Here is a 14,490-nt window from a genome sequence, read left to right as displayed (position 1 = left end):
CGCGGCTGTCAGCGGCGACCCTCGGCGATCCGCAACACCTCGGCCCGCGCGCGGTCGGTGCGGCGGCGCAGGCCGTCGATCAGAGCCAGCCCGAACAGCCGCAGGAAGCGCCCGCGTTCGCCCCGGTGGTGGCGCAGGCGCAGCAGCCATTTGGGCAGGTACAGGCACAGCACCGGCACAAAGAAGATGCCGGTGGCGATGCGGTACAGGATCAGCAGATTGCGGTGGTAGTAATACACCTTCCACAGTGGCTTGATCCGGGGATCGGCAGCGGAATAGGTGCTGCTGTCATGCTCGAACCGCACCGAGGGGTCAAAACCCAGCCGGTGCCCGGCCTTGGACAGCCCCATCGTATAAATTGCGTCGTCGCCATACAAAAACAGCGCGGGGTCAGGATAGCCGCGCCGTTGCACGGTGGCTGCGCGGACGAAGAAACCGACAAAGGACGCGCCGTCGATCGCGCGCAGGCCGGGGGTGGCGAAATCCTCGGGCCCCAGATGGAACGCGCCGCGCCCGCCGCCCAGCAGGGTGCGCAGCAAAATCCCTTTGTGCCAAAAGGGGTTATAGGTCGGGCGGTTCATCTCGCAGAGCGCACCGTTCGGGTGACGCACGGCGGCGGCGAAACCGTCATAGCCGCTCAGGTCGAGCGCCTGAAACGCGGCCATCGCACCCGGTTCGGGCCGTGCGTCATCGTCCATCACAACGATCCAGTCGGGCGACAAATCGCGCATCGCGCGGCGCATGCCCGCTTCAAACCCACCCGCGCCGCCGCGGTTCTCATCCAGACGCAGCACGCTCAGGCGGGGATCTGATTGCGCGGTCAGCCACTCAGGCGTGCCGTCGTCCGACGCGTTGTCGACCACCAGCACGGCTGCCAGCGCCTGCGGGTCGCAGGCCAACAGGGCGGGCAGCGTGACGCGCAGCTGGGCCAGCCGCTGATGGGTCACGACCACCGCCACGACCCGCCCGTTTCCGGCCCCTGTTGAGTTGTGCATCCTGTTCCCCTTCGCCGCAGCCCAGCTAGGCCGCCGGGCCGATGCTGTCAAATCCTGCCGTACGGACGGCCCAAAGTCCCGGCGCAAATCGAGTCGAATGCAAAATGAACGCCATGATTTCGCCGTAATCTCGGGCGCCGGGTGCCATGCGGTCGCGGCAGGCTGGTCCCCGGTGGATTAAGGGTGTCATCATGCGGCTACAGTTGCAGGGCGTGATCGGGTCAGGGACGGAAATGCTCGATGCGGGCATCACCGATCTCGAAGCGGTGCTCGTCGGTGGGCAGGTGCATCTGTATTCCAGCACAGGCCGCAATGGCGGACTGGTCGATTACGTCATCGGCGGCGACGGTCAGGCGCATCTGAATACGCAGGTGATCTTTCCCGACAATATCACCAGCACCGTCAACGACGAAATCATCCTCGCCGAAACCGGCGACGGTCTCACGCTGTTGATCGGCACCCGTGCGCAGGGCTTGATCGGTTATGAACTGCGCGCCGATGGCACCATAGGTGGACAGACAACGACCGGCTGGTGGCATGCGGATAATGCCGCCGAGCACGGCAGCACGGGCCATCTTGAAGCCCTGCTCACCATGACCAACGGCACCAGCGCGCTGTTCCCGCAAAGCTTTGATGGGTCGCACTTGGTGGACCTTGTCGGCGTCACGGTCGGGGGCCACAGCTATGTGCTGACAGCGCTGGGCGGGGATACGGACGGGGTTACGGCGTTCCGGGTCGATCAGGCCGATGGCCGGATGACCGAAACCGGCACCATAGGAGTCGAGCAGGGTCTTGGCATTGACGCGCCGACCGCGATGGAGGTCGTGCAGATCGGCGGGATGACCTATGTCATCCTTGCCTGCGCCGGAACCTCGTCGCTGTCGGTGATGCGATTGACCGAAAGCGGCGCTCTGGTGCCGGTTGACCACGTGGTCGACACCGGCAACACCCGGTTTGAGGGTGTGCAGGCGATGGATGTGGTGCAGGTGGGCGACCATGTCTTTGTCGTTGCGGGCGGTGCAGATAACGGGGTGACGCTTTTCCAGATGCTGCCGGATGGCTCGCTGGTGGCGATCCAGACCGTCGGCGACACCAGCGATACCTCGATGCACAAGGTCAGCGCGATCTCGATGGTGGTCGAAGGAACGACGCTGCATATCTTCGTCGGCGCGCAGAATGAAAGCGGTGTGACGCAGTTCACGCTGGACCTGTCATCGCTGGGCACAGTGCAGGGCGGCACGAACACTCCCGAAAGGCTGACGGGCACCAGCGGCGACGATATTCTTATGGCGCTGGGCGGGAATGATACGCTGGTGGGTGGCGCGGGCTCGGATATTCTGGTTAGCGGCGACAGTGGGACACAGATGTCGGGCGGTGGCGGACAGGATGTGTTCGTGATCCGCAATGGCAGTGGCACGACCGAAATCACCGATTTTCAGCGTGGTATGGACCGGCTGGACCTGTCCGATCTGCCGATGCTGCGCGATGCGTCGCAACTGACGGTGACCACAACGTCGCATGGCATGATCCTTGAGTATCGCGGTCATTTCATCATTCTGACGGCCGCGGACGGACGGCCGCTGTCGCTTCAGGATCTGTTCCCCGAGGGCTTCGATTGGGGCGATCATTTCGCCTATGTCGAGCCTGAGGAACCTCAGGAAGCACCGCCGCCCAATGATGGCGTGCATCTGATCGGCGGCGATTTGCGCGATGTGCTGACGGGCACCGAGCGCGACGACACCATCGAGGGTGGCCATGGCAATGACATTCTGTCCGGCGGCGACGGCAATGACCAGATCGACGGCGGGGGTGGCAAGGATTCGATACAGGTCACCGATGGCGATAATACGCTGATCGGCGGGGGCGGCAAAGACACCATCCTTGGCGGCGTCGGCAATGACTGGATCGACGGCGGGGATGGCAAGGATTCGATCGAGGTCATCGATGGCGAAAACACGCTGATCGGCGGGGGCGGCAAGGACACCGTCCTTGGCGGCGTTGGCAATGACTGGATCGACGGCGGCGGTGGCAAGGATTTGCTCATGGCCGGGGCCGGGAATGACACCATCTTCGGGGGCGGCGGGGCCGACACTCTGGGGGGTGCCGATGGCGACGACTATCTTTCCGACACAGGCGGACGCAACTGGATGTTCGGCGGCAACGGCGATGACACGGCGATGGGGGGCGTCGACACCGACCTTATCTTTGGCGGCTGGGGGAATGACCTGATTGATGCCGGGGACGGCGATGATGCCGCCGGCGGCGGCCGGGGCGAGGACACCGTGCGCGGCGGTGGCGGCAATGACGTGCTTTTTGGTGCCGGTGGTAATGATGTTCTGGATGGCGGCACCGGTCGCGACACCCTCTGGGGCGGGGTCGGTGACGATACAATGCTGGGCGGCGACGGCGACGATCAGATCATGGCCGGCAAAGGCGACGATCTGGTCGCTGGCGGCGACGGGAACGACCTGCTGTATGGCAAGCAAGGTAACGACAGTATTGATGCGGGCAGTGGTAATGATCGCGTCTGGGGGGATGCGGGTAACGACACGATCCAGGGCGGTGCGGGCGATGACTGGCTCGTGGGTGGTGAGGGTGACGACGAGATCAGTGGTGGCGCCGGTAACGACACGTTGCGCGGTGGTTCTGGCTATGACCTGTATTGGGGCGGCGGCGGGGCGGATGTGTTCGAGTTCTTCCGCGATCACGACACCGGCAGGCTGATGGACTTCAACCCCGATGACGGCGACCTGATCCGTCTGGATGACTGGATCTGGTTCCCCCTTGGCGATCTGACGGCAGAACAGGTCGTCGAGCGGTTCGGCTCGCTGGATGATCAAGGCAATGTGGTGCTCGACTTCAGCGACGTCGGTGGCAATGTGGTCATCCTGAACGGGTTCGATGACCTGGACAACCTGCCCGACTATATCGAGATCATGTAAGGATGGCCGCGGTCACAGGTCGCCGGTGGCAACGCCGGGGGCGGTGTTGGCGACCAGATCCCGCTTGACCCAGCGCATCATTTCCTCGACCGCGGCATTCGCGTCGCCTTTGTCCACCGCGCTTCGCAACCCTTGCAGCGCGCGCGCAATCTCGAACTCGGACAAGGCAACCTCGCGCGCGCGCGACAGCTTGGGATGGGCTGTGGGTGCCAGCTTTTGATGAATCGACAGCTCTTCGTGCAGCTTTTCGCCGTCGCGCAGGCCCGTGGTGATGATTTCGATATCCCCGTCAGGGTTGCTTGCATTTCGGACGGAATAGCCCGAGCCTTCGATGACCTGACGCGCCAGTTCGACGATGCGGACCGGTTTGCCCATATCCAGCACAAAGATTTCACCGCTGCCCTGAGCCAGGGTTCCGGCCCACAGCACAAGGCGACAGGCTTCCTGGACGGTCATGAAATATCGCGTGACGTCAGGATCGGTGACCGTGACCGGCCCGCCCCGGCTGACCTGCTCGTAAAAGATCGGCACGACCGAGCCAGACGAGCCCAGGACATTGCCAAACCGCACCATGGTAAAGATCGTTGTGCTGTTGCGCCGCGCCAGATCGCCGACGACGATTTCCGACAGACGCTTGGTCGCGCCCATCACGCCAATCGGGCGCACGGCCTTGTCGGTCGAGACCAGAACGAAACGCTCGATCCCGGTGTCGGCAGCCGCCTGCGCCATGGTCAGCGTGCCAAAGATGTTGTTGCTGATCCCGGCGATGGGATTGCGTTCGACCATCGGCACATGTTTGTAGGCTGCGGCGTGCAGGATGACGTTGACGCCATGCGCGCGGATTGTCGCAGTCACCGCGCGGGCATCGCAGACCGAGGCCAGCACGGGGACAATCTGGCACAGGGTCTCTTCGGCAAGTGCGCGCAATTCCCGCTCGATCGAGAACAGCGTGAATTCGGTGACTTCCAGCAAAACCAGCTTGGTGGGATTGCAGTGCAGGATCTGGCGGCACAGCTCGGACCCGATCGAGCCCCCAGCGCCTGAGATCATCACCACACGCCCCTCATACGCCCCGCAGCCACCGTCCAGCGCGTCCGCGAAATGTTCGCGCCCCAGCACCGACTGCGGCAAGACCGGGGCCAGTTTGTCGACGATAGCCTCTTCACCGATCAGTTGCGCAAAGGACGGCAGGGTCTGCACTTCGACCTTCAGTCTGGACACGCGGCGGGCGATCTGAGCCAGACGCGGCTGACTGAGAGAGGGCATCGCCAGCAGAACCTTGTCGATCTTGTGCGTCTCAAGCAGCATTTCGATGCGCTGGGCAGGGTAAACCGTCTGCCCGGCAACGGTCATTCCATGCAGCACCGTGTTGTCATCCAGAAAGCCCAGCAACCGCACATCCTGCGAGGATTTCAGCGCCATTGCCAGCTGAACCCCCGTCACGCCCGCGCCGTAGATCATCACGCGGGTTTCGGCCCCGGTCTGACGATAGACCGAGATCAGGATTTGCAGCAAAAACAGCCGCGAAGCCGCACTGAACACCGTATAGATCAGCGCCAGAACCACGGGCGCGCCGACTTCGACATCGGACAATCCGGCCATCACCATGATGCCCAGGATCCCGGCCAGCACAGCCGCCAATGCGGCCGAGCGCCCCAGTGCCGAAAGCTCATACGATTTCAGCTGAACACGGGGCAGACCCAGAGCGATCGACAAAAACGCCGAGGCCGTGGTGAGCAGGATCAGCGCGGGGGCTTCTGCCACGATTGCCGCCGCGCTCGGCAGATAGCCCGACAAGATCGCCATCGACACCAACAGTGACACCGGAACCAGGACAATATCCAGAACCAACAGAATCGTCTGTTTGGCCGACCGCGAAAGAGTGGTTAGGCGTTCGAGCATGCGTTTACCAATGCAACTGCAGTATTCAATCGAGAGGATCAAATGGAGCCTTGGGATTCAAATGAACATCCCTAAGCACAGAATGGGCGATTTTCCGCCAAAAAGCACCAAGATTTACCGTCAAATTTGATCGAATGGCGACTTCGTGCCAGTCTTTGCCTGTTCGAGTGGCAGCGCGGCAAGGGGCGCAGCGTTATGCCGCGATGCAGCAATTCAGGCCGGTTGACTGAAAAACGCCGGAATCCTCGTGTCTTGGTTGAGGCATGTCAGGACGCCCCGCGCCGCGTCCAGCGCTTCGCGGATGGTCACATCCATATCGAGATAACGATACGTGCCCAGCCGCCCCATGAAGGTTACCCCACGCTCAGCCTGCGCGCGCGCGGTGTATTGGCCCAGCAAGGCTTTCTCTTCGACCATCCGAATCGGATAGAACGGCGTATCCCCCGGCGCGGCGGCGCGCGAAAACTCGCGGTACAGGACCGATCCTTCATGCGTTTCCCACGGCGCGAAATGCTTGTGCTCGGTGATCCGCGTCCACGGCACATCCGCGTCGCAATAGTTCATCACGGCGCAACCCTGCCAGTCGCCCGGCGCGGTGAAACGCTCGAAATCCAGCGTGCGGTAGCCCAGCCGCCCGATGTCATAGCCGAACCAGCCATCCAGCGGGCCGGACCAGAAGACATGGTCGACCGTGTCGGCCATCGCCGGTTCATAGGGCGTGTTGAGCGTCACGGTGATCCCCGGATGATCCAGCATGCGCGCAACCATCGCGGTGTAGCCGCCTTCGGGGATGCCCTGAAACCGGTGTGCGAAATAGTCGTCGTTATAGTTGAAGCGAACCGGCAGGCGCTTGAGGATCGAGGCGGGCAGTTCGCGCGGGTGGCAGCCCCATTGCTTTTGGGTATAGCCCTTGAAGAAGGCTTCATACAGCGCGGGTCCGACAAAGCGCAGCGCCTGATCTTCAAAGCTTTGCGGATCGGTAATGCTGAGATCCGCCTGTGTTTCGACAAAGGCGCGGGCGTCGTCGGGGCGCAGGGTCTTGCCGAAGAACTGGTTGATGGTCAGCAGGTTCATCGGCAGTGAAAACACCCGCCCACCGGTCTGCGCCTTCACGCGGTTCTTGTAGGGGCGGAACTGCTCGAACCGCGACACGTATTCCCACACCTCGGCATCGTTGGTGTGAAAGATATGCGGGCCATAGACATGGACCAGAACGCCGGTTTCAGCGTCGCGTTCGGTATGGCAATTCCCGGCGATGTGGTTGCGCGCCTCGATGATGCGCACCCGGTGCCCGGCCTCTGCCAGCTCACGGCCCAAAACCGCGCCTGAAAGCCCTGCTCCGACAACCAGATACTCACGCTGTTGAGCCAATCCGCGCCTCATCATCTTGTCTGAAAAACTCTGGCTGCCACAGAGGGGGGCGACGCCCCCGTTACCCGTTACTCCATGCCCATCCGGTGTAGGTAGTCTTCGATCAACGGCACATCTGACGGGTTGTTCAGCTCCCAGAAGGCCGCGCCCGGCGCGCTGACCTCGACGGCGGCGATCTTGTGTCCGTGCTCGATGAAGCGCAGTTGCTCCAGCCCTTCCAGCTGTTCCAGCTCACCAGGCGTCAGGCTGGCGTAAAGCCGCAGCGCTTCGGGCGTATAGGCGTAAAGGCCGACATGGTGGAACACCGGGATCGGACCGTCAGCCTTCAGCGTGCCGGTGAAGGGGATCACCTCTTTCGAGAAATAGATCGCGTTGCCCTTGAGGTCGCGCACCACCGTCGTTGCCCCGACGCGGTCGAGCCGCCGGTCGTTGCGGAAATTGTCCAGCGACTCGCGGTCGCAGCGCAGAACGGGCGTCGCGACCATGCGCGTCTCATCCTCGCGCATCGCATTGATCAGGGTCGAGACGAAATGCGGCGGTGTCAGCGGCGCGTCGCCCTGCAGGTTGACGATGATCGGCTGGCCCAGTCCGGCGCGCTCAACGGCTTGTGCAACGCGCTCGGTGCCATTGGCGCAGGCCGGGTCGGTCATGATGACCTCGGCACCCACGCGCTTGGCCTCGGCCGCGATGCGCTCGTCATCCGTCGCAACGAACAGGCCGGTCACGCCGCGCGTGGACACGGCGGCGGCGCGGGCGGCCATCACCGAGCGTTCCAGCAGCGTGCGCTCGATGCCCGAGACGCCTTTAAGCGTGGCCAGTGGTTTCGCAGGATAGCGCGTCGACGCATAGCGCGCCGGTATGACGATCACAGCATCACGCATCGAAGTTCTCCTTGGTCAGCGCATCATAGGCGCGCAACCGGCCGATCAGGGCCTTCATCTGGTCCAGCGGCACCATGTTGGGGCCGTCCGAGGGGGCGTTGTCGGGGTCTTCATGCGTCTCGATGAACAGCGCCGAGATGCCCACGGCGCAGGCGGCACGGGCCAGCACCGGCACGAATTCGCGCTGCCCGCCCGAGGTTGCGCCCTGTCCGCCGGGCTGCTGCACCGAATGGGTGGCGTCAAAAACCACCGGATAGCCGGTCTGCGCCATGGTCGGCAGGCCCCGGAAATCCGTCACCAGCGTGTTGTACCCGAACGAGGTGCCCCGGTCGCACAGCATGATGTTGCGGTTGCCGGTGCTTTCGATCTTGGCGGCGACGTGGCGCATGTCCCAGGGGGCCAGAAACTGGCCCTTCTTGACGTTGATCGCCTTGCCCGTCTCACCGGCGGCCAGCAGCAGATCGGTCTGGCGGCACAGGAAGGCGGGGATTTGCAGCACGTCAACGGCCTGTGCGGCTTTTTCGCACTGCCACGGCTCGTGCACGTCGGTGACAACCGGCACGCCGAATTCGTCGCGGATCTTGGCCAGAATTTCCAGCCCCGCGTCCATCCCCAGCCCGCGCTCGGTGCCGATGGACGAGCGGTTCGCCTTGTCATAGCTGGCCTTGAAGATCAGCTTGGTTCCGGTCGGGGCGCAGGCCTCGAGTATCCCGGCGCACATGGCGCGCGCGTGGTCCAGACTTTCCAGCTGGCAGGGTCCGGCGAGCAGCGCGAAAGGGTTCGATCCGCCGATGGCGATGTCGCCGATTGTAACGATATGGGACATGGATTTCCTCTGTTCAGCGCAGGGTCAGACGGTGCCTTGATGCAGCGCGGACCTGCTGAGGGCCAATCGGTCAGAACCATGACGACGCAGGCAGCGGGTCGGCATGGTCGTATCTTTGCGGTGCATAGGCTGTGGCGGGTCTCAGGTCAACTCGGCGGCGAGGGGGGCAGGGCGGCCGAGCCTCTCGCGCGCCAGTGTGACGCCCTCTTGAACGGTGCCTGCAATCTCGACCATGGGGGGCTGCAACCCATGTGCGGCGAATTGCGTCAGGGTTTCCTGCGACGCCCCGGTCAGGATCACCGCGACGTTGCGGCGACTGGCGTTGGTGACCAGCCCCTCGACCGTGTGCAGCGCGGTGGAGTCCACCAGCGCCGCGTCGGCGAAGTCGATGATCATCACCCGGTGCGTATCGGCGATCCGCTCCAGCACCGCCCCGACCGAGGCCGCCGCGCCAAAGAAGAACGCGCCGCGGATGCGGTAGATCAGGATTTCGTCGCTTCGGGTAACGTCGGGGGCTTCGTCGTCGGTGTCATCGTCCGGCATCAGGGTCGAGACTTCGGCCGCCTTGGACATGCGGTGGATAAACAGCACCGCACCCAGCGAAAAGCCGACGACAATCGCCTCGGTCAGATCGCGGAAGATGGTCAGCAGCAGCGTGACCAGCACCACCGCCGCATCCCCGCGCGACGAGCGGAACAGTGTGGCGATGGCGTGACGCTCGATCATGTTCCACGCAACCGTGGCCAGCACCCCGGCCAGCGCGGCCAGCGGCACCATGCCGACCAGGGGGGCGGCAACCATCATGAAGAGCAGGATGAACAATGCATGCAGCATCCCGGCCACCGGGCTATGGGCATTCGCGCGCACGTTCGTGGCGGTGCGCGCGATGGTCCCGGTGGCCACCATCCCGCCCATGATCGCTGACGCGATATTCGCCACCCCCTGCGCAAGCAGCTCCATGTTGGAATTGTGCCGCTTGCCGCTCATCCCGTCGGCGACGACGGCGGACAGCAGCGCCTCGATGGAGCCCAGCAGCGTGAAGCCGATGGCATTGGGCAACACGGCCAGCGCCAGAGTGGTATCAAAGGGCGGCAGGCTGGGCAGCGGCAGCATCGCAGGGACGTCGCCAAAGGTCGACACGATGGTCGGCGTGTTCAGCCCCAGCGCCCAGACGGCAACCGTGGTTCCGGCCACGGCGATCAGCAGGTTGGGCAGACGCGGCGCAAACCGCTTGAGCCCGACAATCAGCGCAATCGTCACTGCCGCCAGTGCAATCGTCTCAGGGTTGGCGCTGGGCAGGCTGTCCCAGATCACCGGCAGCTTTTCCAACAGCGGTCCGGGTTCTGGTCCCGTCAGGGTCAGGCCCAGCAGATCTTTGATCTGGCTGGAAAAAATGATCACCGCGATGCCGCTGGTGAAGCCAACGGTCACCGGATAGGGGATAAAGCGGATGTACGAGCCAAGCCGGAACAACCCCAGCGCCCCCATCATCACCCCCGCCATCATCGTGGCCAGCATCATGCCCGCGATGCCGTAATCATGCACCGTCGCGGCGACCAGCACGATGAACGCCCCCGCCGGGCCGCCGATCTGGAACCGGCTGCCACCAAGGGCCGAGATAAAGAACCCGCCGACAATCGCCGTATAGAGCCCCATCGCGGGCGTCCCGCCCGAGGCAATGGCAATCGCCATTGACAACGGAAGCGCGACAATCGCCACGGTCAGCCCGGCGATGGCGTCGCGCTTGAGGTGATCGAACGTGTAGCCCTCACGCAGAACGCGCGCCAGGGCGGGTACCAGCCGGTCGGACGATGGCATGAAAGTTACCTGCTCACAGTGAATGGCGCGACCCTAGCGCGCCATTCTTCACAGGTGCAATGCCTTTCGCCGGGCCGTTGTGCCGCGCCGGGTCAGGCTACCGGCTCGAAACGGTCGGTATCCGAATCATAAACCGACAATCCGCCTTCGCCAATATCGTGCCACAATCCGTGCAGGGTCAGGCGCTCGGCTTCGACCGCTTCCTTGATGAACGGGAAGGTCATCAGGTTCGAAAGCGAGATGCGCACAGCTTCCAGCTCCATCGCTTTGATGCGGGCTTCCGCGTCGGCAATATCGGCGGTGCGCTCGTAGCCGGGGCGCAGGATTTCCATCCAGTTGCCGACAAAGCTGGAGCCCGAGCTGAGTTCGGGCGCCTTGCCCGCACACATATCGTGACAGCCACGAACACCCCCGCAGTTGGAATGCCCAACCACAAGCAAATGCGCGACTTTAAGGGCCGTGACCGCGTATTCGATGGCGGCTGAGGTGCCGTGATGATCGCCATCGGGTGTGTAGGGCGGCACCAGATTGGCGATGTTGCGGTGAATGAAGAACTCACCCTGATCGGCGTTGAAGATCGCCGTCACATGGACGCGAGAGTCACAGCAGGCGATCAGCATCGACCGCGGATGCTGTCCTTCCTGTGCCAGATGGCGGAACCAGCTCTTGTTTTCCGTGTAGTGCGTGGCGCGCCAGCCACGAAATCGATTTATCAGGTAGCCTGGAAGCTTTCGTGCGTAGGTCATCGCTAATTTGCCTTAATTCGGACCAAACTCAGTGCTAGTCTGAATTTATCGAAAAATCGAGCGTGAACCCGCGCCCGGGGCAACACTTTGTTAGCCCGGATCCAACATCCTGATGACGGGTGCAAGGGTTTCCATGTGAGGCAGAAAAGGGTGCTGGTATGTCACGGGTTCTTGAGATCAGACCCAGTGAGCGGATCGTTATCGATACCGCAACACTGGATGCGCTGTTTCAGCGTTTAGGGTATCGCGGGGCTGAGGCCCATGTGATGCAAACAGTTGAAGCGATTTCCGATTGTCTCGTTGAAGTGGACGCGCGCGTTCGCAAGGGACAGATGGCCGGCGTCGCCCCCCATCTGCAACGCGTGTCGCGGCTGAGCGCCGAAATCGGGCTGTCGTCGCTCGCTCGGGTCTCACGCGATATGGGTGTCACCGCGCAACGCAAGGACGTGGTCGCCTATCGCGCGGTCTGGGAACGTCTGGTCCGCATTGGCGACCGCTCGTTGGCGCAGGTCTGGGAAGTGCCTGAGCTGTCACTCTGAATTCAGGGTGGCGGTGTCCGGCGCGCAAACAGTGCGTTGAGCGGTAAACAGCGGCAAGCCCCTTCCGTTTTCGGCGCGATGCGCTTTAGGGTGGGGCGAACCAGCCGTGAGATTGACCATGCGCCAAAGCCATGCCGCCTTCGCCGCGCCCGAGAGCGCCTCAATTCCCCTTCATGTCGTCGGCAGTGAGGGGCTGACAGCCTGGCTCGATACCCAACCTGAACGGGTGCGCACCTGGCTTGATGCCGTCGGCTTCACCGCAAAGACCGGACAGACGGTCTGCGTGCCTGACGCCGCAGGCGGCTTGGCGCTGGCGGTCTTTGGTCTGGGCGATGCGCAGGCGCGCATCCGTGGGCGGATGGCGCTGGGTGCCGCGCGCGGTAAACTGCCACGCGGGATCTACCATCTGGCCTCGGGGTTCGAGGATGACGAACTGCCCGAACAATTGCTCGGATGGCTGCTGGCCGGATATCGCTTTGACCGCTTCCGCCACCGAACCGGCGGTGATGCCGATATCCCGGCGCTCAAGGCCCCACCCCGGGCCGAGGCGCGCCGCATCGAGGTGCTCGCCGCCGCCGAATGGCTGACCCGCGACCTGATCAACACCCCGGCCTCGCAGATGGGGCCGGAAGAGCTGGAAACCAGCGTGCTGGCGCTGGCCGATGAATTCGACGCGCAGGTCTCGGTCACCTATGGCGACGATCTGCTGCATGAAAACCTGCCCTTGATCCACGCGGTTGGCCGCGCCTCGGACCGCATTCCCCGTCTGCTGGACCTGCGCTGGGGCCACGAAGGCCCGCGTATCACGCTGGTCGGCAAGGGCGTCTGCTTTGACACTGGCGGGCTGAACATCAAGCCCGGTGCCTCGATGGGCCTGATGAAAAAGGATATGGGCGGCGCAGCCACGGTGATCGGGCTGGCGATGATGATCATGGCCCTGGACTGGAAGGTCCGGCTGCGCGTGCTGATCCCGGCGGTTGAGAACTCGATTTCCGGCAGCGCGATGCGCCCCGGCGACATCCTGACCGCGCGCAACGGGTTGACGGTCGAGGTGAACAACACCGACGCCGAGGGGCGTCTGGTTCTGGCCGATGCGCTGGCTCTGGCGGATGAGGAAAACCCGGACGCGCTAATCTGCATGGCCACGTTGACGGGGGCGGCGCGCGTCGCGCTGGGACCCGATCTGCCGCCGTTCTACACTGACGACGAAGACCTTGCGCTGGCCCTGTCTGATGGTGCCATGGTCGAGGCTGATCCGCTTTGGCGTCTGCCCTTCCACGCGCCCTATGAGCCGCTGATCGAGCCGGGTATCGCCGATCTGGACAACGCGCCATCGGGCGGGATGGCCGGATCAATCACCGCCGCCCTCTTCCTGCGCCGGTTCGTGCAGAAAACCCGCCGCTTCGCGCATTTCGACATCTATGGCTGGCAGCCGAGCGCCATGCCCGGCCGCCCCAAGGGCGGGCAAGGGCAGGGCGCACGCGCCGTGCTTTGGGCGCTGCCCGAAGTGCTGGGGCCCGACATCGAGAACCGCGAATGACCGACCGCCGCTATCTGCGCGCCGCCGGGGGCATGGCGCATGAAAGCCTGCGCGGCGCGCTGGACGGGGTGCTGTTTGTGCCCGGCCGCTGGTTCCGCGTGACGGAGGCGCTGGCGGATCTTTGCGCCACGCCGGGCGGCGCGCGCGACCGGCAGATGCTGCTGGGCACGCGGTTCTGCGTGATCACCGAATGCGATGGCTACGCCTTTGGCTTCGACGAGGATGAGGGGTATTGCGGCTGGATCCCCGAGAGCGCGCTGGGCGACGATACCGCCGTCACCCATTGGGTGACAGCACCGGCCACGCATCTCTACGCCGCACCCGACATCAAGCAACGCGAGCGCGCCGCCCTGTCGATGGGCGCGCGACTGTGCGTCACGGGCGAGGTCGGGCGCTTCGCGGTGACACCTGCAGGTTATGTCCCGGCCGGTCACGTGCGCCCGTTGGGCGACTGGAGCGCCGATCCGGTCAGCGTCGCCCGCAGCTATCTGGGCACGCCCTATCTGTGGGGCGGCAACTCCAGAGCAGGGATCGACTGCTCGGGGCTGGTGCAGGCGGTGTTCCGAGCACAGGGCCGCGACTGCCCGGGCGACAGCGATCTGCAAAGCACGATGGCCGGGGTCGAGGTGGTGCCGGGCAACGAGCTTGCCGGCGATCTGATTTTCTGGGGCGGCCACGTCGGGCTGATCTCTGGGCCGGGCCATCTGATTCACGCCAATGCGCATCATATGGCGGTGACCGAAGAAGATCTGGCCATTGTGGAAGCGCGCGCGGAGGAGCCGGTGATCCGGCGGCTGCGTCCGGCAAGCTGACGGCGGGTGGCGAGGGGCTGCTCGCCCCTCGCGCTCCCTCGCCCAAGGGGGAAGCACGCTCCCCCCTTGGGGAACCCCCTGTGGATATTTGCAGACAGAAAATGAAACAGGGTTAACG

11 protein-coding genes are annotated in these 14,490 nt (G+C 63.9%); 4 read left to right on the top strand and 7 right to left on the bottom strand.

Annotated features, from left to right (window positions below):
- Positions 1 to 8: 8 nt before the first annotated feature.
- Positions 9 to 995, bottom strand: coding sequence for a glycosyltransferase (locus EAE28_RS18560; protein ID WP_127109068.1), 987 nt, complete (start codon positions 993 to 995; stop codon positions 9 to 11).
- 191 nt (positions 996 to 1,186) lie between these two features.
- Here EAE28_RS18560 and EAE28_RS24375 point away from each other — a divergent pair, with 191 nt between their 5' ends.
- On the top strand, positions 1,187 to 3,937 hold the full coding sequence (locus EAE28_RS24375; RefSeq protein ID WP_164736699.1) for a calcium-binding protein: 2,751 nt from the start codon (positions 1,187 to 1,189) through the stop codon (positions 3,935 to 3,937).
- Positions 3,938 to 3,949: 12 nt separating this feature from the next.
- Here EAE28_RS24375 and EAE28_RS18550 read toward each other — a convergent pair whose 3' ends face one another.
- The 6 genes from EAE28_RS18550 to EAE28_RS18525 all read right to left on the bottom strand — a co-directional run bounded on the left by EAE28_RS18550 (position 3,950) and on the right by EAE28_RS18525 (position 11,481).
- Positions 3,950 to 5,839: a polysaccharide biosynthesis protein gene (locus EAE28_RS18550; protein WP_127109064.1), complete on the bottom strand. Its 1,890-nt coding sequence runs from the start codon at positions 5,837 to 5,839 to the stop codon at positions 3,950 to 3,952.
- A gap of 213 nt (positions 5,840 to 6,052) precedes the next feature.
- A complete protein-coding gene (glf, locus tag EAE28_RS18545; RefSeq protein ID WP_246022469.1) occupies positions 6,053 to 7,210 on the bottom strand; it encodes a UDP-galactopyranose mutase in 1,158 nt (385 codons plus the stop codon).
- Positions 7,211 to 7,278: 68 nt separating this feature from the next.
- Positions 7,279 to 8,091 carry a 3-deoxy-manno-octulosonate cytidylyltransferase gene (locus tag EAE28_RS18540; protein ID WP_127109059.1) on the bottom strand — a complete coding sequence of 271 codons (813 nt, stop codon included), beginning with the start codon at positions 8,089 to 8,091 and terminating at the stop codon, positions 7,279 to 7,281.
- On the bottom strand, positions 8,084 to 8,917 hold the full coding sequence (gene kdsA, locus EAE28_RS18535) for a 3-deoxy-8-phosphooctulonate synthase (RefSeq protein WP_127109057.1): 834 nt from the start codon (positions 8,915 to 8,917) through the stop codon (positions 8,084 to 8,086). The genes EAE28_RS18540 and kdsA overlap by 8 nt, the downstream gene beginning before the upstream one ends.
- A 141-nt stretch (positions 8,918 to 9,058) precedes the next feature.
- Entirely contained in the window at positions 9,059 to 10,735 is a 1,677-nt protein-coding gene (locus tag EAE28_RS18530) for a SulP family inorganic anion transporter (RefSeq protein WP_127109055.1), read from the bottom strand.
- A gap of 92 nt (positions 10,736 to 10,827) precedes the next feature.
- Positions 10,828 to 11,481: a carbonic anhydrase gene (locus tag EAE28_RS18525; protein ID WP_127109053.1), complete on the bottom strand. Its 654-nt coding sequence runs from the start codon at positions 11,479 to 11,481 to the stop codon at positions 10,828 to 10,830.
- Between the two features lie 158 nt (positions 11,482 to 11,639).
- Between EAE28_RS18525 and EAE28_RS18520 the strand changes: the two genes are divergently transcribed.
- The 3 genes from EAE28_RS18520 to EAE28_RS18510 all read left to right on the top strand — a co-directional run bounded on the left by EAE28_RS18520 (position 11,640) and on the right by EAE28_RS18510 (position 14,372).
- The gene (locus tag EAE28_RS18520; RefSeq protein WP_127109051.1) at positions 11,640 to 12,020 is read left to right on the top strand and encodes a hypothetical protein; all 381 of its coding nucleotides are present in this window, start codon (positions 11,640 to 11,642) and stop codon (positions 12,018 to 12,020) included.
- A 118-nt stretch (positions 12,021 to 12,138) separates the two neighbouring features.
- A complete protein-coding gene (locus EAE28_RS18515) occupies positions 12,139 to 13,560 on the top strand; it encodes a leucyl aminopeptidase family protein (RefSeq protein WP_127109049.1) in 1,422 nt (473 codons plus the stop codon).
- The gene (locus EAE28_RS18510; protein ID WP_246022459.1) at positions 13,557 to 14,372 is read left to right on the top strand and encodes a C40 family peptidase; all 816 of its coding nucleotides are present in this window, start codon (positions 13,557 to 13,559) and stop codon (positions 14,370 to 14,372) included. Before EAE28_RS18515 ends, EAE28_RS18510 begins: the two co-directional genes overlap by 4 nt.
- The last annotated feature ends 118 nt before the right edge of the window (positions 14,373 to 14,490 follow it).

Origin of the sequence: Pararhodobacter zhoushanensis (genome assembly GCF_003990445.1) — a bacterium.
Classification (GTDB): domain Bacteria; phylum Pseudomonadota; class Alphaproteobacteria; order Rhodobacterales; family Rhodobacteraceae; genus Pararhodobacter; species Pararhodobacter zhoushanensis.
This window is presented reverse-complemented; position numbering and strand designations above follow the sequence as displayed.

Bases quoted from the DNA above. Each gene is read 5' to 3' on its own strand.
- EAE28_RS18560 (WP_127109068.1), bottom strand. From the start codon at position 995: ATGCACAACTCAACAGGGGCCGGAAACGGGCGGGTCGTGGCGGTGGTC.
- EAE28_RS24375 (WP_164736699.1), top strand. From the start codon at position 1,187: ATGCGGCTACAGTTGCAGGGCGTGATCGGGTCAGGGACGGAAATGCTC.
- EAE28_RS18550 (WP_127109064.1), bottom strand. From the start codon at position 5,839: ATGCTCGAACGCCTAACCACTCTTTCGCGGTCGGCCAAACAGACGATT.
- EAE28_RS18540 (WP_127109059.1), bottom strand. From the start codon at position 8,091: ATGCGTGATGCTGTGATCGTCATACCGGCGCGCTATGCGTCGACGCGC.
- kdsA (WP_127109057.1), bottom strand. From the start codon at position 8,917: ATGTCCCATATCGTTACAATCGGCGACATCGCCATCGGCGGATCGAAC.
- EAE28_RS18530 (WP_127109055.1), bottom strand. From the start codon at position 10,735: ATGCCATCGTCCGACCGGCTGGTACCCGCCCTGGCGCGCGTTCTGCGT.
- EAE28_RS18525 (WP_127109053.1), bottom strand. From the start codon at position 11,481: ATGACCTACGCACGAAAGCTTCCAGGCTACCTGATAAATCGATTTCGT.
- EAE28_RS18520 (WP_127109051.1), top strand. From the start codon at position 11,640: ATGTCACGGGTTCTTGAGATCAGACCCAGTGAGCGGATCGTTATCGAT.
- EAE28_RS18515 (WP_127109049.1), top strand. From the start codon at position 12,139: ATGCGCCAAAGCCATGCCGCCTTCGCCGCGCCCGAGAGCGCCTCAATT.
- EAE28_RS18510 (WP_246022459.1), top strand. From the start codon at position 13,557: ATGACCGACCGCCGCTATCTGCGCGCCGCCGGGGGCATGGCGCATGAA.